This window comes from Rhodococcus sp. NPDC047139 (assembly GCF_040643435.1).
GTDB lineage: Bacteria > Actinomycetota > Actinomycetes > Mycobacteriales > Mycobacteriaceae > Rhodococcus.
In genome coordinates, this window is record NZ_JBEYUH010000013.1 from 16,873 (window position 1) to 34,548 (window position 17,676).

At 66.4% G+C, this 17,676-nt stretch carries 17 protein-coding genes and 1 tRNA gene; 4 read left to right on the forward strand and 14 right to left on the reverse strand.

Features of this window, described 5'->3' with window-relative positions; translation table 11 throughout:
* The first annotated feature begins 124 nt into the window (after positions 1-124).
* Entirely contained in the window at positions 125-3,598 is a 3,474-nt protein-coding gene (locus tag ABZ789_RS16575) for a protein kinase (RefSeq protein ID WP_358425565.1), read from the forward strand.
* The gene (locus tag ABZ789_RS16580; RefSeq protein ID WP_358425568.1) at positions 3,595-4,647 is read left to right on the forward strand and encodes a magnesium transporter CorA family protein; all 1,053 of its coding nucleotides are present in this window, start codon (positions 3,595-3,597) and stop codon (positions 4,645-4,647) included. Before ABZ789_RS16575 ends, ABZ789_RS16580 begins: the two co-directional genes overlap by 4 nt.
* Before the next feature lie 15 nt (positions 4,648-4,662).
* Here the strand turns inward: ABZ789_RS16580 and ABZ789_RS16585 are convergent, their stop codons facing one another.
* On the reverse strand, positions 4,663-4,839 hold the full coding sequence (locus tag ABZ789_RS16585; protein ID WP_358425571.1) for a hypothetical protein: 177 nt from the start codon (positions 4,837-4,839) through the stop codon (positions 4,663-4,665).
* A 120-nt stretch (positions 4,840-4,959) separates the two neighbouring features.
* Between ABZ789_RS16585 and ABZ789_RS16590 the strand changes: the two genes are divergently transcribed.
* A complete protein-coding gene (locus ABZ789_RS16590) occupies positions 4,960-5,157 on the forward strand; it encodes a CsbD family protein (RefSeq protein ID WP_358425574.1) in 198 nt (65 codons plus the stop codon).
* Between the two features lie 63 nt (positions 5,158-5,220).
* Here the strand turns inward: ABZ789_RS16590 and ABZ789_RS16595 are convergent, their stop codons facing one another.
* The gene (locus tag ABZ789_RS16595; RefSeq protein WP_358425577.1) at positions 5,221-5,415 is read right to left on the reverse strand and encodes a hypothetical protein; all 195 of its coding nucleotides are present in this window, start codon (positions 5,413-5,415) and stop codon (positions 5,221-5,223) included.
* A 224-nt stretch (positions 5,416-5,639) separates the two neighbouring features.
* Here ABZ789_RS16595 and ABZ789_RS16600 point away from each other — a divergent pair, with 224 nt between their 5' ends.
* On the forward strand, positions 5,640-5,786 hold the full coding sequence (locus ABZ789_RS16600; RefSeq protein ID WP_358425580.1) for a hypothetical protein: 147 nt from the start codon (positions 5,640-5,642) through the stop codon (positions 5,784-5,786).
* A 6-nt stretch (positions 5,787-5,792) separates the two neighbouring features.
* Here the strand turns inward: ABZ789_RS16600 and ABZ789_RS16605 are convergent, their stop codons facing one another.
* The 12 genes from ABZ789_RS16605 to ABZ789_RS16660 all read right to left on the reverse strand — a co-directional run bounded on the left by ABZ789_RS16605 (position 5,793) and on the right by ABZ789_RS16660 (position 17,562).
* On the reverse strand, positions 5,793-7,457 hold the full coding sequence (locus tag ABZ789_RS16605) for a hypothetical protein (RefSeq protein ID WP_358425583.1): 1,665 nt from the start codon (positions 7,455-7,457) through the stop codon (positions 5,793-5,795).
* 120 nt (positions 7,458-7,577) lie between these two features.
* Positions 7,578-8,159 carry a dihydrofolate reductase family protein gene (locus ABZ789_RS16610; RefSeq protein ID WP_358425586.1) on the reverse strand — a complete coding sequence of 194 codons (582 nt, stop codon included), beginning with the start codon at positions 8,157-8,159 and terminating at the stop codon, positions 7,578-7,580.
* 81 nt (positions 8,160-8,240) lie between these two features.
* Positions 8,241-8,314: transfer RNA gene (locus ABZ789_RS16615), tRNA-Leu, on the reverse strand.
* A 166-nt stretch (positions 8,315-8,480) separates the two neighbouring features.
* Positions 8,481-9,425: a Ppx/GppA phosphatase family protein gene (locus ABZ789_RS16620; protein WP_358425589.1), complete on the reverse strand. Its 945-nt coding sequence runs from the start codon at positions 9,423-9,425 to the stop codon at positions 8,481-8,483.
* Positions 9,422-9,949 carry a DUF501 domain-containing protein gene (locus ABZ789_RS16625; protein ID WP_358425592.1) on the reverse strand — a complete coding sequence of 176 codons (528 nt, stop codon included), beginning with the start codon at positions 9,947-9,949 and terminating at the stop codon, positions 9,422-9,424. Before ABZ789_RS16625 ends, ABZ789_RS16620 begins: the two co-directional genes overlap by 4 nt.
* A complete protein-coding gene (locus ABZ789_RS16630; RefSeq protein ID WP_358425595.1) occupies positions 9,946-10,653 on the reverse strand; it encodes a septum formation initiator family protein in 708 nt (235 codons plus the stop codon). Before ABZ789_RS16630 ends, ABZ789_RS16625 begins: the two co-directional genes overlap by 4 nt.
* A gap of 8 nt (positions 10,654-10,661) precedes the next feature.
* Positions 10,662-11,948: a phosphopyruvate hydratase gene (eno, locus tag ABZ789_RS16635; RefSeq protein WP_358425598.1), complete on the reverse strand. Its 1,287-nt coding sequence runs from the start codon at positions 11,946-11,948 to the stop codon at positions 10,662-10,664.
* A 118-nt stretch (positions 11,949-12,066) separates the two neighbouring features.
* Positions 12,067-12,843: a lytic murein transglycosylase gene (locus ABZ789_RS16640; protein WP_358425601.1), complete on the reverse strand. Its 777-nt coding sequence runs from the start codon at positions 12,841-12,843 to the stop codon at positions 12,067-12,069.
* Positions 12,844-12,912: 69 nt separating this feature from the next.
* Positions 12,913-14,289 carry a sugar transferase gene (locus ABZ789_RS16645; protein ID WP_358425604.1) on the reverse strand — a complete coding sequence of 459 codons (1,377 nt, stop codon included), beginning with the start codon at positions 14,287-14,289 and terminating at the stop codon, positions 12,913-12,915.
* A gap of 282 nt (positions 14,290-14,571) precedes the next feature.
* The gene (locus ABZ789_RS16650) at positions 14,572-16,485 is read right to left on the reverse strand and encodes a bifunctional diguanylate cyclase/phosphodiesterase (protein WP_358425898.1); all 1,914 of its coding nucleotides are present in this window, start codon (positions 16,483-16,485) and stop codon (positions 14,572-14,574) included.
* 190 nt (positions 16,486-16,675) lie between these two features.
* Positions 16,676-17,101: a hypothetical protein gene (locus tag ABZ789_RS16655; protein ID WP_358425607.1), complete on the reverse strand. Its 426-nt coding sequence runs from the start codon at positions 17,099-17,101 to the stop codon at positions 16,676-16,678.
* Positions 17,098-17,562, reverse strand: a complete 465-nt coding sequence (locus ABZ789_RS16660; RefSeq protein ID WP_358425610.1) for an effector binding domain-containing protein — start codon at positions 17,560-17,562, stop codon at positions 17,098-17,100. Before ABZ789_RS16660 ends, ABZ789_RS16655 begins: the two co-directional genes overlap by 4 nt.
* Between the last annotated feature and the right edge of the window lie 114 nt (positions 17,563-17,676).

Here is a 17,676-nt window from a genome sequence, read left to right on the forward strand (position 1 = left end):
GTTCCCGGTGAGGCACCGTGGTCCGGCCGGATCACGTTAGACCAGCGGCGACGCACGATCTGCAACGGGAGTGCAGTTTTCGGGACTATTCTGGGGAAACCGCTTTCCCGAGGTGATCGCGCCGATGTCCGACAACGATCCGGCCACCACCCAGCGCGCACAGATTGTCGAACCGGCCGAGACCGACATCGTGCGTGCGCTGCACGATGCCGGTTTCACCGATGCCACCGAGATCGGACGCGGCGGATTCGGTGTGGTCTACCGCTGTCGGCAGGAGGCACTCGACCGCACGGTCGCCGTGAAGGTGCTCGGACGGACGCCCGACCCCGCAGATCTCGAGCGGTTCCTCCGCGAACAGCGGGCGATGGGACGGCTCTCGGGGCACCCGAACATCGTCACGGTGCTGCAGGCCGGGGCCACCGACGCCGGCCTTCCGTATCTGGTGATGCACTACCACCCGCACGACTCGCTCGAGACGCGTGTTCGCCGGCACGGGGTCCTCTCCTGGCCCGAAGCGCTACGGCTCGGCATCAAGATGGCCGGCGCGCTCGAGACGGCCCACCGGTCCGGTGTGCTGCACCGCGACGTCAAGCCGGCGAACATCCTCATCACGGAGTACGGGGAGCCGCAGCTGACCGACTTCGGTATCGCCCGCGTCGACGACGGATTCCGCACCACCAGCGGGGCTGTCACCGGCTCCCCCGCGTTCACGGCACCCGAGGTGCTGCGAGGTCACGCGCCGACACCGGCGTCCGACGTCTACGGGCTCGCCGCCACCCTGTTCGCAGCCATCACCGGACACGCTGCGTTCGAACGGAAGGAAGGCGAGAAGGTCGTCGCACAGTTTCTGCGCATCACCTCCGAGCCTGTCCCCGATCTGCGCGGGGAGGGAATCCCCGACGACGTGTGCGACGTGCTCGAGCGCGGCATGGACCCCGACCCGGACGAACGGCCGCAAACCGCGGCCGAGTACGGCGACCTTCTCCGGAACGTCCAGCGGGCACACGGCCTGCCGGTCGACGAGATGGCGTTGCCGGCGTCTCCTCCGACTGCCCCGGCGCTTCCTTCAGTAGCGGGCCCCACCTCGAGAGCTCTGTCGCGTCGCACCGGTCCGTCCATCGCGCCGTCGACCAGATTCCGCCCTCCGTCGACGACGCGTCCGCTCGTCGAACGCCGCCGATTGATCTCGCTGCTGCGGGCCGGACGAGGACGCCGCCTGACCGCCATCCACGCTCCTACCGGATACGGCAAATCCATCCTTGCTGCACAGTGGCGGGACAGACTCGCCGAGGAGGGTGTGCCGGTCGCCTGGCTCACGGTCGACAGCGACGACGACGACGTGCTGTGGTTTCTCACGCATCTGGTCGAGGCGATGAAACAGATACGCCCGTCGTCGGCACGCGAGCTCGGCCGAGTCCTCGACGCCTACGGAAACGAGGCCGAGCAGTATGTACTGTGCACGCTGATCGACGATCTGCACCGATCCGACACCGCCGCAACACTGTTCATCGACGACTGGCAACGCGTCAGTTCTGCCGAGACGATCGCGGCACTCGACTTCCTACTGGACAAGGGCTGTCACCATCTGCAGTTCGTGGTGATCAGCCGCAGCCGATCCCGTCTCCCTTTGAGCCGCATGAGGATCCGTAACGAGCTGATCGAAATAGACTCGGAAGAACTGCGTTTCGATCTGGAGGAATCCAACTCGTTCCTGCGCGAGGTCGGCGGCATCGACCTGGGCCCCGACGACGTAGAAGAACTCACCCGCACCACCGACGGCTGGGTGGCGGCACTGCAACTCGCATCACTGTCGTTGCGCGACAGCGACGATCCGTCGTGGCTGATCGAGAACATCACCGGCCGGCACTACGCGATCGGAGAGTTTCTCGCCGACAACGTGTTGTCGACCCTCGAACCGCAGATGTACGAGTTCCTGCTGTCGACCTGCGTGACCGAATCCATCAGCGGCAGCCTTGCCGCCGCCCTGACGGGCAACCCGCACAGTCAGGCGATGCTCGAGGAAGCAGAGGAACGCGACCTGTTCCTCCGGCACGTCGACGACGAACGGGTCTGGTTCCGCTACCAGCACATGTTCCTCGACTTCTTGCGGCGGCGACTCGTACGCGACCATCCCGACAGGCTCGTCGACCTGCACCGCACTGCCGCGAACTGGTTTGCGCGCCATCACATGCTGCCCGAATCGGTCGATCACGCACTGGAGACCGACGATATGGAATTCGCCGTCGACCTGCTCGCCACGGACGGCATGTACCTGATGGAGCACGGACACATTGCTCCCCTGCTCGCACTGGTCGACAGATTGCCGCCACAAGCCGTCTCACGCGAACCGCGGTTGCTGCTGGCACAGGCGTGGGCGAACAGTGCGCTGCAGCGACTGGACCGCTCGCGTAGCCGGCTCGCCCTCGTGCGAGAACTCCTGGAACAGGACGCCACCGCAGGGCAGGATCCCTACGCCCTGCGACTCGAGGCCGACGCGGTCGAAGCTGCCATCCTCATGAACTCCGACCGCATCGAAGGCATCGACACGCTCGTCGCTCCGTGCCTCGACGATCCGTCGGCCGTGCATCCCTGGGTGGTCTCGGCAGCCGCGGACTTCGCTTCCTTCGCAGACATCTTCCGTTTCGACTTCGAATCCGCTGTGCGCAGACAGGAATGGGCGGCGCCGTACCACCGTGAGACACGTGGACCCTTCGCTGCGATCTACGGCCTGTGTCTGTGCGGTATCGCCGCCAACGAGCGGCTCGACGTCGAGGGAGCGGAGGAGTACTTCCGCACCGCGCTGCGGCGGGCACGACGTAACGGTGGCGTCCACACCCATTCGGGACGACTCGCCGCGGCGATGCTCGGCGAACTGCTCTACGAGCAGGGCCGGATCACCGAGGCGGAGACTCTGCTCGACGAGAGCAATCTCATGGGGATAGACGGTGGTGCAACCGATTTCATGATTGCTCGATATGCGACCGCGACGCGCCTGAAGATGATTCACGGTGATCGGGAAGCCGCCACCGAACTGCTGGACGAGGGACTGTGCGCCGCGGCGATCAACGATCTGCCCCGGCTACGGGCCCGCCTCGAGAACGAACGGGTGCGCCTGGGCCTGGATGGGGTGGCCGCGAGTGCCCGCTCGATGCCCGGCTCCGATCACCCCCACCCGGACGGCACGGTGGAGATCACCACCCAACTCGAGGACGCCACAGCCATCCGGCTGCTATGCGAGAGCGACGAACCCGGCGCCGCCGACCGTGCGGTCGAGTGGGCGCAATTGTGGGTACGCCGCACCTCGGATCTGCGTCCCCGCGCGCACCTGCAGGCCACGAGACTGCTCGTCTGCTGTCTGCACGCCGCCGGACGCACAGAGGAAGCCGAGCGCACACTCGCCGGGGTGGCGGCAGAGTGCGCGTCGCGCGGGATGGTGCGCTATGTCGTGGATGGCGGCCCGCGAGCGACCCGCACACTCGGAGCACTCCATCGACGCATGCAGGAGGACCGGTGGCCGGACGACTGGGCACAGGTCGACGCGCAGTTCCTGGAACGCGCAGCACGACTCGCCGAAGAAGAGAATCGTCCCGTGGTGTGAACACTGCGGGATTCGGGGACACTGCCGAGGTGACGGACCGAGAAGACAGACCCATCCGGACCCGGCGCTGGACGAACGGGAAGCTCGTGGACGAAGGCTTCCCCCTCTCCGCAGTGTCGGATCACCTCGCCGATGCCGACGCCCTCGTATGGGTGGACCTGTGGAACCCCCAGCATGCGGACCTGCTCGAACTCGCAGAGGAATGGGGCCTCGACCCGCACGCGGTCGAGGACTCCCTCGCGCACGGAGAACGGACCAAGGCCACCCGCTACGCCACTCACACCTTCTTCACGGTGTACGCGACACATCTCGATCCGGACTCCGAGGACGAGGAGCAGGCCCACGAGTCGCGACTCCACACCACGAGGATCTCGGCGTTCGTCCTGCCCCGCGGCATCGTCACGGTACGGCGCGGTAGCCCCTTCGACATCGACGAAGTGGTGCGTCGGTGGGACGAGAATGCCGACCTGCTGCAGTACGGACCAGGCGCACTCGTGCACGGTTTGCTCGACGCGGTCGTCGACGGGCAGTTCGAGACGATCCAGGAACTCGACGACGCCGCCGAAGACCTGGAGGACTGCCTCTTCGAGGACAACTCCTCCACACGGAAGATTCAGCGTCGCGTCTACCGACTGCGCAAGGAACTCGTTCAGCTTCGGCGGGTGGTGCTGCCGATGCGGGAGATCATCAATACCGTCATGCGCACGCGCGCCGAGAACAACCGCCACCCCGAACTCGACAGCTCGTACAACGACCTGTACGACCACGTGATGAGGGCGACGGAGTGGACCGAGTCGCTCCGCGAGATGGTGAACACCGTCTTCGAGACGAATCTGTCGCTGCAGGATGCACGCCTGAACGTTGTGATGAAGAAGCTCACGGGGTGGGCCGCGATCATCGCGGTCCCCACTGCCGTCACGGGCTGGTACGGCATGAATGTGCCCTATCCCGGCTTCGGCGAGTGGTGGGGCGTGCTGTCCGGGGTCGCGATCATCACGGTCTCGGCGGTCGTGCTGTACGTGCTGTTCAGGCGGCGCGACTGGCTGTGAGTCCCCGCGCTGCGCTCAGAGGAAGACGACGATCAGCACGATGACCATGATCACCGCGATGACCGCGACGATCACCGCCCCAGCGGAACCACGACGACGAACAGAACCGTCGCGGACCAGTTCGGGGTCGGCGTCAGGAGCATCACCGATGGGGTCGTCGTCCTCGGGACCGGGGTTGGCGGGATTCGACATCGATCTCCTCCTGGCTCGGATGTTGTCGAAGTGTGACACGGACGGATTCGTCCTGTTCGGTTTCGCTCGGTTCGGTGAGGGTATCCGCTTCTGGCAAGGTTCGATGACATAGGAGGACCGATGGCCGACTTCGTCGACAAGGCAAAGCACAAGGCAGAAGAAGCAGGCGGCAAGATCAAGGAGAACACCGGTCAAGCCACCGGTGATCGTGATCTCGAAGCCGAGGGTCGCGGCGACCAGGCCTCCAGTGGCCTGAAGCAGGCCGGAGACAAGGTTTCGGATGCCGTCGAAGATGTCAAGGACGCTTTCAAGAAGTAATCCCTGCTCGCGGTGCCGGTAGTCACGACTACCGGCACCGCGAGTGTGTGGATGTCGCCTGCCCTACCGGGCGGTTCCCTCGGTGTCGTCGAAGAAATGCCAGGTACCGTCCTGTTCGTTCTGTGCCTCCATGCGCCAGCCGAGTTCGCTGTTGTCGGCGCGCTGGTCGACGAACCAGGCATGCGCGTCGTCCGCGCTCTCGATTTCCTTGGTGTCCACGACGTTACCGGTCGGGTCGATCACTCTGTAGGTAGCCATGCCGAGTGGCTTCCCGGGCGACTCGCCGATCAAACGTGACCGGACTGCTCTGGTGTAGGGTGGTGTCATCGCTCGGCTCGCAGATGACGAGCAACCTCGCACCCACGGTGCCGGAAGGTTCCGAGCCGAACGTGAGAGTTTTCCACCGCGCCTACCGCACGGTCCCTCTTCTTCGCACTTCCTCGACGGCCGGGGTCTACCCGGCCGCACCCGAAAGGATGGCCATGAGCCAGACCAGAGAATTCGACGGTCCCCTCTTCCTCGCCCCCACCACCGGCGAAACCGACGCGGACACCGAACCCGTCACCGCTGTCGCCGAGGTGACCGGACCCCACGACTACACCTCGATCTTTTCCGCACGCGGCGCCTGACCTCGGTCAGCCGACGGCGAAGTCGGCAAGTGCCTGCGAGACCTGCTCGGGCCGGCCGTCGTTCTGTCCGGCCGCCGCAGTGAGCACGTCGATGTGGTTGTAGCCGGGAAGAGCCAGCCTGCGCTCGTTCGGATGAGCCGTTTCGGGCACCGTGATCCCCCCACCCGCCAGCAACGTCACCACCGGATTGCGGGCAGTGCCGTCCCGATGGAGATGGCCCTCGAATCGGGTTGCGGACGACAGGTCGGACGGAAGCTTCGAGGGGAAGTACCACTCGGTGAAATCCAGGGGTGGCTCCGAGAGATTCCGCGCCAGTTCCGCGATCGACGTCACCTCGGTTCCCCGGTTCGTGTACCGCGCTTCACCTGGTGACGACGCTGCTGTGCCCACCTCGTCGTAGTCGAGCCACCGGTACACGATCCCCGGATCTGCGAATACCTCGGGCGAGGTTTTCGGAGCGTCGCCGAACATTCCGGATCCGAGTACCTCCGGCGTGCTCGGGACGGGAAACAGCTTGTCGCGCACGGGTGCACCGGTGATGAATCCGACGCTTGCCTGCAGGAAGCCCAGCGGTTGTGAATTGTCGTCGAGGATTGCGCCGAGGACGGCCTCGTTGGTCGCATTCAATGTTCGTACGTCCGGGTTGCCGGTCGCGAACATCGCGTAGTCCCGCGCCAGGAGGGTCCGTAGGGTCCAGTCGACGTTCGGGTTGTTCGGCATACGCGGGACGATGCCGTTGACGCCCTCCGGGTCGAGTCGCGCGGCGAGGCCGGTCAGCGCAAGAAGATTCGTCGTCTCAGGGTTGATGACGGCGGGGAGTGCCAGTACCGGCGAGGCCGTCGATATCGACCCGGACAGCACTTCGAGCGGTGCCGACACCGCGTCCGGCAGGTCCGGAAGTGCGCCCCGTGCAGGAAGCGGGGCTCCGGCCCTGATCACCGTGTCGAGCGCGAAATACCCACCACACTGGTTGTAGCCGGCATCGTCGGTAGTCGCAGCATTGCCGTCGAAATCCCACTCCGCGAAGTAGCCTGTGACGAAACCGCCGAGAGAGTGACCGCCGCACAACACTTTCTGCTTGCGCAGAGCCTGATCCGGGAGTTCGTGGCGCAGCAGGTCGTATTGGTCGCGCAGGGTCTGTTCGAGTCCGACGTGCGAGAGCCATGCAACATCGGTGCCGGTCGCGTGGCCGGCGAACCGCCGTCCGTCGACCTCGGCGCCGTGGAAGTAGTAGTCGGTCGCGGTGTCGAGCGAGCCAGTCCGCAGTGCTGCCTGTGTGCCGGTGTGGTCTTCGAGGCAGTTCGATCGCCTGTCCAATGCCCAGAACTCGATGTGGGAACCGCGGGTGGCGGCGGCGAGCACGGTGTTTCGGGCGACGCTCTCGAATGCGCCTGCTCCCTCGAAGATCCCGGGTTGGGCGACGAGGATCCGATCCGCGTCGGCGGAGTGCTGCGGCCCGTCCGCCGATCGCCAGCGCAGATAGGACAGCCGGTCGCAGTCGGCGGGGCGCGGTCCTGCCTCCGGCGGCAGCGGTGCGGGTATCGACACCACGGATCCGAGCACCTCACCGGCCAGCGGCGCCGACGAGGCGTACGGCACCTCGGTTCGTGCGGGCGGTTGCGCCGATACTGCCGATGCCGTCAGGAAACTCCCCACCACGGCAGCAGCCACTGCGGCAACCATCGATGCGCGCATCCCATCCCCCCGATCGGTTCGTGTGCATTGAACACCACCGAACGGGTTCGTGCGCCGCAAATCCCGTCGGACTCGGGGCCGCGTACGTCGCGAACGTCAGGCAGCGTCGGCAGTCCGGTCCTGCACCGTGTATCGCGAGTACGTGATGCCGTTCCGGAATACCTTCGCGCCGAGCAGTTCCAGGCGAGGGATCTCGTACCCGTCGGGGAACAGCCGACGACCGCGGCCCTGCACGACCGGATAGACGAACAACCGGTACTCGTCGACGAGCCCCGCCTCGATCAGGGCGTGACACAGCGTGATGCTGCCGGTCGTGACGATGTCGTGGCCGGGTTGCTCCTTCAGCGCTCGGATCCGCCCGATCGGGTCCTCGGAGAGGATGGCGGTGTTCTGCCACTGCGGGTCCGTCAGGGTGGTGGACACGACGTACTTCTGCACGCGGTCGAGATAGTCGGAGATACCCGTCGAATCGTCGGTCAGCGTCGGCCAGTAACCGCGCAGGTCCTCGAATGTGCACCGACCCAACAGCAGACCGTCCGCCGCGCGGTCCTGACTGTGTAGTTCGTCGAGCAGGTCCGAGTTGTCGACATCACCCTGTCCCTGCGGGTCGAACCAGTCGCCGAGCATCTCGATCGATCCGTCGACGGTGATGTTCTGGGTGACGGCGAGTGTGCGCATGGCCGAGCCTCCTGCGCCGACGGTACTCCCCGCAGGTGCCGTACAGCCAGGACTGCCATGTCAGGACAAACCTTCGACCGGTGCCCCCAGTGGGACTCGAACCCACACTTGGCGGATTTTAAGTCCGCTGCCTCTGCCAATTGGGCTATAGGGGCGTGGGGATCACATTAGCGTTCGGGACTTCCGGCGACCGCGTCGGGTCGCGACCTTCGAACATGTCCTCGTAGACACGCTGTACGACGCTGTGCCAACCATCGGACACTCGCCGATTCGGGTGGATCGAGCCCCGGAAACCGGGGCCGAACCCACCCGAATCGGAACCTAGCCCGCGACCGACAGGGCGATGCCGTCGAGGATGTCGTGTTCGCTCACGACCAGCTCGGTGATGCCGGCGCGTCGGCCGAGTTCCTCGGCGAGGACGGCGGTGATGATCGAGCCACCCCCGATGACGTCGACGCGGCCGGGATGCATGGGGCCGAGCGCCGCGCGCTTCTCGCGAGTCGCGGCGACGAGACCGTCACATACCTCGCGCAGACGGTCGAACGGCACCGACGACAGGTGGATCTTCTCCGAGTCGTACTCGTCGAGTTCGAGGGCGAGCGCGGCGAGGGTGGTCATGGTGCCGGCGACACCCACCCAGGTGCGGGCCTGCTCGACCGGCACGCGCTCGAGTGCTTCGCGGATCTTGTCCTCCGCGACCGCCCGTGCCGCAGCGACCTGCTCAGCGGTCGGCGGATCGTCGTGCAGGCACCGTTCGGTCAGCCGCACACAGCCGATGTCGGTGGAATAGGCCGCGTGCACTCCGTCGGCGTCGCCGAGCACGACCTCGGTGGACCCGCCGCCGAGGTCGACAACGACGAAAGGTCCACGCGTGGAGTCGAGTTCGCCGACAGCACCAGCGAAGGACAGGCGCGCTTCCTCGTCGCCGGTGATGACCTCGGCCTCGGCGCCGGGGATCACGGCACCGAGCACCTCACGGGTCATCGCGAAGAAGTCCTCGCGGTTGCTCGCGTCGCGGGTCGCCGAGGTGGCCACCATACGGACCGCGGTGGCTCCGGCCTCGCGGATCAGGGCGGCGTACTCCACCAGCGCGACCCGCGTGCGTTCGATCGCTTCGGGCGCGAGACGGCCGGTGGCGTCCACGCCCTGGCCGAGGCGAACGACCTTCATGAGCCGGGTGACGTCGGTGAGCCTGCCACCATGACCGATGTCCGCGATCAGCAGACGAATCGAATTGGTGCCGCAGTCGATTCCGGCGACTCTCACTGCTCTTCTCCACGCAACTCGGCGTAGGTGGGCCAATCGGCGGGAATCGCCGTGCCGCGCAGACCTGCATCGGCGGCCAGAGCGACGGATTCGTCGCCGAGGGGGTTGACGCCGGGCCCCTTGGCCAGCGAGTGGGCAATCAGCACGTGCAGGCATTTGACGCGGTCGGGCATACCGCCGCCGGTGAAATCCGTGCCCAGCGACTCGATCGCATCGCGTTCGGTCAGGTACGACTCGTGAGCGCGCCGGTATCCGGCGGCCAGTTCTTCGTCCGTACCGAGACGCTCGGTCATCTCCTTCATGACGCCGGCGGATTCCTGCCGGCTCGCCTCTGCCGTCAGACGCGGGTCGGTCAGGTAGTAGAGCGTCGGGAAGGGAGTTCCGTCGGGCAGCTTGGGTGCGGTCTTGACCACTCCGGGTGCGCCGTCCGGACAACGGTAGGCGATTGCCAGGACTCCGCGTGGTTCGCGCCCGAGCTGGGCGGTGACGGCGTCGAGGTCTTCTTGCGCGACTGGATCGGTCACCCGGGGACATCTCCTGGTTCTGGGGGTGCCACAGGCATCTGCTGGGGCACGGGTTCGGGCTCGGGTTCGGACGCCGGTTCGGACACCGACATCCAGAGGTCGCTGTACCAGGCTCCGGTCGTCGGCCGCTCGGGCTCGCGTTCTTCGCGTTCGGGTGGAGCGTCGCCGGGAAGTTGCACCTGGTAGGGAATGTCGCCGGGCACGACGAACCGCAGTCGCTCGCGGGCCTGCGTGCGGACCCATGCGGGGTCCTCCATGCGTGCCTTCTGCTCCTCGAGGGTCGCGATGTCCTGTTCGAGCCTCACACGTTCGGCCGCGAGCTGTTCGGCTTCCGAACGTTGGCTCACATAGGTGCGCAAGGGCACCGCGAGGGTGAGGGCGAGACCGCAGACGACGAGCGCAAGCACCACGGCGCGTCCGGTGGACAGACCCAGGAAGGTGCGCTCGGTACGGGGGCGGCGCGAATCGCGGGGCGCACCGACCCGCGTGGGCCGGGCGCGCCCCGAACCACCCGGACGACCCCGACCGGGCGACGTGTGGACGGGATCCTCACGACCGGCGGGACGCGCACCCGCATTCTCTGCCGAGTGCTCGGCAGGAGCGGTAGATCCCGCCGGTCGGACGCGACCGGGGCGCCGGACACCCGACATGCCCTCGGTGCGGGTGCGCCTGGCACCGGGACGGGATCTACCGCGCTGACTCATGCCGGTGGTCAGCCCTCGACGGCGAACCGCGGGAAGGCGAGCTCGCCGGCGTAGCGAGCGGCGTCGCCGAGAGATTCCTCGATGCGCAGCAGCTGGTTGTACTTCGCGACACGCTCGGAGCGAGCGGGCGCGCCGGTCTTGATCTGTCCGCTGCCGACGGCGACGGCGAGATCGGCGATGATGGTGTCCTCGGTCTCGCCGGACCGGTGGCTCATCATCGTCTTGTAACCGTTGCGGTGCGCGAGGTCGACGGCGTCGAGCGTCTCGGTGAGGGTGCCGATCTGGTTGACCTTCACGAGCAGCGCGTTCGCGGCGCCCCGGACGATGCCGTCCTCGAGGCGCTCGGGGTTGGTGACGAACAGGTCGTCGCCGACGAGCTGCAGCTGGTTGCCGAGACGCTCGGTGAGCGCGACCCAGCCCTCCCAGTCGTCCTCGCTGAGCGGATCCTCGACGGAGACGAGCGGGTAGGCGGAGAGGAGCTCCTCGTAGAAGTCGGCGAGCTCGTCGGCGGTGCGGTTCTTGCCCTCGAAGGCGTAGCCGGTGCCCTCGGTGTAGAACTCGGTGGCGGCGACGTCGAGGGCCAGCGCGACGTCGCTGCCCAGCTTCAGGCCGGTCTTGCCGATGGCCTCGCTGATGAGATCGAGGGCCTGCTTCGTGCCGGCGACGTCGGGGGCGAAGCCGCCCTCGTCGCCGAGACCGGTAGCCAGGCCCTTGCTCTTGAGCACGGACTTGAGGGAGTGGTAGACCTCGGCACCCCAGCGGAGGGATTCCTTGAAGGTCGGGGCTCCGATCGGCGCGACCATGAACTCCTGCACGTCGACACCCGTGTCGGCGTGCGCGCCACCGTTGAGGATGTTCATCATCGGGACGGGGAGGATGTGGGCGTTCGGTCCGCCGATGTAGCGGAAGAGCTCGAGGCCGGACGACTCCGCTCCGGCCTTCGCCACGGCGAGCGACGCGCCGAGGAGGGCGTTCGCTCCGAGACGACCCTTGTCGGGGGTGCCGTCGGCGTCGAGAAGCGCCTGGTCGACGGTGCGCTGTTCAGTTGCGTCGAGGCCGATGATGGCCGGCCCGATCTCGGCGAGGACCGCCTCGACGGCCTTCTCGACGCCCTTGCCGAGGTAACGGTCGCCGCCGTCACGCAGCTCGACGGCCTCGTGCTCGCCGGTGGAGGCACCCGACGGCACTGCAGCGCGGGCGAAACTCCCGTCCTCGAGCAGCACCTCGACCTCGACCGTGGGGTTGCCACGGGAGTCGAGGATCTCGCGGGCTCCTACCTGCTCAATGATGGCCACTGGCTGATTCTCCTTCGATGGACTGTCACGCTGCGGTGTCTGCACGCTGGGGACAGCCTAACGGTCGCGACCTGGGCGCGAGGCACAGGCGCGCATGAGGGCTCCCGGCCGGGTGCCGTCAGGGCCGCACCCCCACGCCGTAGGCGGCGGCGCGGTCACGGACGAGCATCATGTACTCCGTGGACCGGTTGTAGGCCATCAGCGCGTTCGTCCAGCCTGCAGCGGTGGTCAGATCCCCACCCCGGTCGCACAGATAACGACCGGCGCTCAGAGCCGCGTCGTCGATGTTATGGGGGTCGGCGATGCCGTCGCCGTTCGCGTCCACGCCCCACTTCTTCCAGGTCTCGGGGATGAACTGCATCGGTCCGACCGCTCGATCGAGCACGGGATCGCCGTCCAGCAGGCCGCCGTCCGTGTCGCGGATCTCGGCGTTTCCGGCGGTGCCGTCGAGCGGAACACCCCGGATCGGCGGCGACGCGGTGCCGTCGGGCGCAAAGGTCGCTCCGCCGAATCGGCCGTGACTGCTCTCCACGTTGCCGATTCCGGCGAGGGTCGTCCACGACAGACCGCATCCGGGAGTGGTGACGCCCAGGACGGCTGCCGCGTGCCCGTATGCCTCGAGCGCGATCGCGGGAATGCCCAGTTGCCGGGACTGAGGTTCTGCCCAATCACCGAGTTGCGCCGCGGTGCGGCCCGGGCCGTTCACGTCGATCGGCGGGACGGGAATACCGGGCGCCGGAGGCACGCCTTCGGGGATCTCGACGGCCGGTCGCCGGGGCGCCTGCAAGGCCGACTCGACCGCCACGAGGACGACGGCGACCAGCGCGCCGAGCAGGACGACCGGCCACAGCCAGCGTCGGGGTTCTCGTTCGGACGGCACACTTCCATATTCCATACGGGACGAAAAGCGCACGTCGCAGCGTCGGATGCGGGGCCTACGGAGAAGCGGCCGCCAGTCGGTGATTCAATATGCGCCGTCGCCGCTCAGCACAGCCCTGACCGTGCGGCGGAGAATGGACAGATCGAGCAGGAAGGTCCAGTTCTCGACGTATCGCAGGTCCGCTCGCACCGACTCGTCCCAGGAGAGGTCGCTGCGTCCACTGACCTGCCAGAGTCCCGTGAGCCCCGGCTTGACGAAGAGCCGGCGGGCAGCGCCGTCCTCTCCGTATCGAACCACCTCGGATTCGAGCGGCGGACGTGGTCCGACCAGCGACATATCGCCCTTGACCACGTTGAGCAGTTGCGGCAGTTCGTCGAGAGAGTGGCGCCGGATGAATCGGCCGACCCGGGTCACCCTCGGATCCTCGCGAACCTTGAACAGCACTCCGGCGCCGATGTCCTCACCGGCGATCTCTTCCCTGCACCCCTCGGCGCCGACGACCATGCTGCGGAATTTGTACATCGTGAACGGAGCTCCGCCGCGCCCCACTCGTCGCTGCCGGAAGAGGACCGGTCCGCTGCTGTCGGCTTTGATCCCGAGCGCGAGGGCGAGCAGCACCGGGGCGAGCACCACGAGGATCAGTACGGCGACGACCCGGTCGAAGACGTTCTTCACGATCCACGCCGGCCCGCTGTAGCAGGGCGCGCTCATCTGCAACAGCGGAAGTCCCGAGAGCGGTGCGATGTGCAAGCGCGGACCGACGATGTCCATGAGGACGGGTGCGATGAGGAGGTCGGCGCCGATCCGCTCGAGCTCCCAGCTCAATTTCCGCGTCCTCGCGTGCGGCCATCGTCCGGAGGGCAGGAGCGCGACGGCTTCGAAGCCGTGTTGTTCGGCTACGGCCAGGACCGCACGGTCGGTGCCGAGCACCGGGACGCCGTCGACGGCCACCGGCAGGCTTGCGGAGGCGTCCCCAGCAGCGAGGCAGATCCCGTCGATCCGCCAGCCGGCCTGCCGGAGACATTCTGCGCGGGAAACCAGCTCTCGCACCTCCTCCACGTCTCCGGTCACGAGTACCGGATGCAAGCATCTTCCCCGAGCGCGCGCTCGGGACAACCGACTACGCAGAATTCTCCGCCCCAGCAGGGTCAGCACCAGCGCAATGAGGAGCGAACCGAACGTCCAGGACTGGCCTGCCGCCGTTCCCCAGCCGTAGCCTGCGACGGCGAGTGCAGCGACTGCGAAGACGTATGCACGGATCACCCTCCGGAACTCCTCCGTCCCGTACCCGAGAACCCTTTCATCCCAAACTTTCTGGACACCCATGGAGAGCAGGGCAGCAACCAGCGCAGCAACGATGACGACGGGCGTGCGCCACGAATCGATCTCGTCGAGGGAGTGGTACCCGAGTGTCACGATCACGTGGGCGAACACGAGAGCGAACAGGTCACAGAGGATCACAGCGAATCTGTAGCGCGATTCGATTCGCGGCCGACGTGTCGCCGGCCGAGCAGCTGCGACGGGCCGATCCTCCGGCAGTGCTTCGGAGGATCGGCCCCTTCGCTCCTCCTCGCCTCCGCCCCCCACACAGGGCGTCGAGACACCACCGCCGGAATCCGTGTCGAGAACCGCAGGGAAATCGTTCTCACGCTTGTACATTCAAGGTCACCCCAGTCCGGAGCCACAGTTACCCCGACCGGTTAAACCGTACCTTGAGATTGTTTTGAGTGCAATAAAAGACTCTCAGAATCCTGTGCGTGGCCGCCGCGCCTTCGGGGCATTCGTGCCCGTCCGCAGGTCCGGATGCCAGGGCAACCGTACGTTCCCGGCATGGAGCATCCACCGGAGCCGGTCCGCAGAAACCGGCCGGCTCAACAGAAAGCCCTGAGCTCGTGAGCAGCCCAGATCCAGCAGTTGCCTCACGGCGCCCACGGACTCGACCCCTTCGGCCACCACCTGGAGTCCGAACGAGGAGGCCAGGCCCACGATGGAATCGACGATGACCCGGTCTTCCTCGCTGTATTCGAGATTCCGCACGAAACCCTGGTCGATCTTGAGAGCGTCGACCGGGAGCGCCTTGAGATGACCGAGCGAACTGTAACCGGTGCCGAAATCGTCGATCGCCACCCACACCCCGAGCCGTTCGATTCGGCGAAGCGTGTCTCTCGTGCGCTGCAGATCACCCACCACCACACTCTCGGTGATCTCGAGGCACAACTCCGAACCGGCGAGGCCGAATTGCCGAAGGACGGATCTCACCGTCGTGTCGAAATCCATCGACACCAATTGGACAGGGGAAACATTGACGCTCATCGTGATCCGGAGGTCGGGGATCTCACGCTTCCATTCCGCCAGTTGCGCGCACGCACGAGTGATCACCCATTCGCCGAGCTCACCGGCCAGATTGGTTGCTTCGGCGACCTCGACGAACTCCGCCGGCTGGAGCACACCCAGCGGTGACTGGTTCCACCTCACCAACGCCTCGACACCGAGTATCTCCCCTGTACGAAGATCGATCTCCGGCTGGTATTCCAAGGTCAGATGATCGTCGTCGATCGACGTACGAAGATTCATCTCGATGATGGTGCGCCGCCTGCCTTTCTCGTTCATGTCCTCGGTGAACACACCCACGCCGTTGCCGCCCTGCCGCTTTGCCACCATCATCGCTTGGTCCGCATGACTGAGCAGGGTCGCCGAATCCACTTCGCCCGGCATTCCGAGGGCTACGCCGATACTGACCCCCCGGCCGACCGTCCGGCCTCCGAGGACGACGGATGCTCCCACGGTCTCCTGCAATGCCTCTGCTCGTGCCATCGCCTCCTCGAGCGGCGACGAGCCCGCCAGGACCACCACGAACTCGTCGCCACCGAGCCTCGCGACGAGGTCGCCGGGTTTGCTTCTCTCGGAAAGTCGCTCGGCGATACGGCAGAGATACGAATCGGCGGCATCGTGCCCGAGGAAGTCGTTCAGCGCCTTGAGCCGGTCGAGGTCCAGAAACAACACCGCCACCGGTCCCCCACCGTCCACTCCGAGCCGTTCGTCGAGAGTCTCGAACAGCGCGCGCCGGCTCGCGAGACCGGTGAGGGCGTCCTGATAGGCAGCCCGGCGGAGATCTTCCTCCGCTCGGATACGCGCTTGAACCTGCGCGAGCAGCACCGCGATCATCGTCAGGGTGTCGACCTCGTCTTCGCTCCACGGCTGCGTCGCCCGTTTCACCAATCCCAGAGTGCCGATGGTGATCCGACCGTCCAGGATCGGGACCGCCGCCAACGACACCCCGGAAGCCGAAAGCGTGCGAGTCGCACAGCCCTCGACATCGGTGTCCGCGCAGGAGCAGTTCGTTTCACAGCCCACGATCAGAAGCGGATCCTTCATGTCCTCGGTTGCAGCCAGCACCGGGTCCGCGCCGCGGAAACAGACCACGCCCAGCGGGTCGGGGTCGGGCACATGCCGGCGGGGAGGCCATTCCGCTACCAGGATCGTTGCACCGATGTCATGGTCGTTGTGGCGCAGGAAGCACGCGTCGGCACCGAGAAGCTCTACGAGGTCGCGCAGTACGAGACCGACGGCCGCGCGATACGACGCAGAATCCGCGGGCATGAGTCGCGACGCGATCCGGGTGACCAGACTTTCGGTGATCCGCTTGCTCCCCGGCATCGTGTCCCCGCCGTCGCGGTTCACAGCTGGAGAAATTCGTTGCCGTGGAGCTCACGATCGGTCCGCGGGTCGTCGTCCCGGCAGTCGAGCACGCGGGGCGCGAACAGCGGCTTCGGCTCCGAGGACGACCCTTTCGGTCTGCGGCCCGCCGAGCGCCCCCCGACGCGTGCGCTCGACGGGCCAGGCATGTTCACACCACCGAGATGTACAACTCGGGCTCGCCTCGCTCGGGCATGTACGCCACTTCCTGCGAGTAGGAACGCGTGATCGCCCCGTCCTTCTCGGCAATCTCCACCTGTCGCCACAGATCCTTGTACGGATCCCGGGACGGACCGTCGGGCACGAAGTGTGCCGCGTACCGTTCTGCGACCCGAATCATCGAGTCCCCGACCTCCAGGTCTTCCGGGCTGTCCAGCCTGCTACCGAAGACGGCAGACCATCCCACCCGAGGATGACAGGTGAAGACGACCACGACATCGCGAATCTTCCTCAGACGCAACCGCTCCAACGTGAAATCGATCAAGTCTCCCGATTCGCCGAAAACGCCCGGCTCGGCGCCGGGGACCACCAATCCGCCTACGAGACAGGGTCCCGCCTTCACCACCGTGAACGTCATCGCTCCTCCCCGTAACCAGGGTCGACGATGGCGACGTAGAGTTCGATCCCGAAGGCGTGAGGGTAGGTCTCGAAATCGCCGGTGAAAGCCCGCTGGATGGCCCCCTCCTCCTCGGCTTCCCAGATCTGACGCCAGAGATCGTCGAAGACGTCTGTGAATCGATTGCCCACGGCGGAGAACTTCGCGTAGGTCCCGGCCGGAACACGGGAGATGACGTAACCCTCCGGTACGTCCTCGATCGACTCGCAACAAAAGCCCACGGTCTGCGTGTAGTACGAATCTATGTCTTCCGCGTGATCGGTGTACGTGGCCGCGAGCGGCCCGTACGTCTCCCCGTTCAGCAGAGCCGACCATGCCTCCTCGAGGCGCGGATCACGGAGTTTGCCGAGAGCTCGGCGAGGACTTCTGACGGGCACACCGGCCACCAGGGTTTCGCGGCGGTCCACGATTTCGTACGGCATCGGGCAGAACCTCCAAACGCGTCCATTTTCCCCCCTCGTTCGCGTGCACTGCCCGACACCGGCACAACGAATAGGACGCCTATGAGAGTAGAGCGTGGATCGAGCGGTTTCAAA

What these genes read in the sequence shown, in the direction of transcription:
- ABZ789_RS16655 (WP_358425607.1), bottom strand. Translation starts at nt 17,101, where the DNA reads ATGACGTTCACGGTGGTGAAGGCGGGACCCTGTCTCGTAGGCGGATTG.
- ABZ789_RS16585 (WP_358425571.1), bottom strand. Translation starts at nt 4,839, where the DNA reads ATGTCGAATCCCGCCAACCCCGGTCCCGAGGACGACGACCCCATCGGT.
- ABZ789_RS16630 (WP_358425595.1), bottom strand. Translation starts at nt 10,653, where the DNA reads ATGAGTCAGCGCGGTAGATCCCGTCCCGGTGCCAGGCGCACCCGCACC.
- ABZ789_RS16595 (WP_358425577.1), bottom strand. Translation starts at nt 5,415, where the DNA reads ATGGCTACCTACAGAGTGATCGACCCGACCGGTAACGTCGTGGACACC.
- ABZ789_RS16600 (WP_358425580.1), top strand. Translation starts at nt 5,640, where the DNA reads ATGAGCCAGACCAGAGAATTCGACGGTCCCCTCTTCCTCGCCCCCACC.
- ABZ789_RS16640 (WP_358425601.1), bottom strand. Translation starts at nt 12,843, where the DNA reads ATGGAATATGGAAGTGTGCCGTCCGAACGAGAACCCCGACGCTGGCTG.
- ABZ789_RS16660 (WP_358425610.1), bottom strand. Translation starts at nt 17,562, where the DNA reads ATGCCGTACGAAATCGTGGACCGCCGCGAAACCCTGGTGGCCGGTGTG.
- ABZ789_RS16590 (WP_358425574.1), top strand. Translation starts at nt 4,960, where the DNA reads ATGGCCGACTTCGTCGACAAGGCAAAGCACAAGGCAGAAGAAGCAGGC.
- ABZ789_RS16650 (WP_358425898.1), bottom strand. Translation starts at nt 16,485, where the DNA reads ATGCCGGGGAGCAAGCGGATCACCGAAAGTCTGGTCACCCGGATCGCG.
- ABZ789_RS16575 (WP_358425565.1), top strand. Translation starts at nt 125, where the DNA reads ATGTCCGACAACGATCCGGCCACCACCCAGCGCGCACAGATTGTCGAA.
- ABZ789_RS16610 (WP_358425586.1), bottom strand. Translation starts at nt 8,159, where the DNA reads ATGCGCACACTCGCCGTCACCCAGAACATCACCGTCGACGGATCGATC.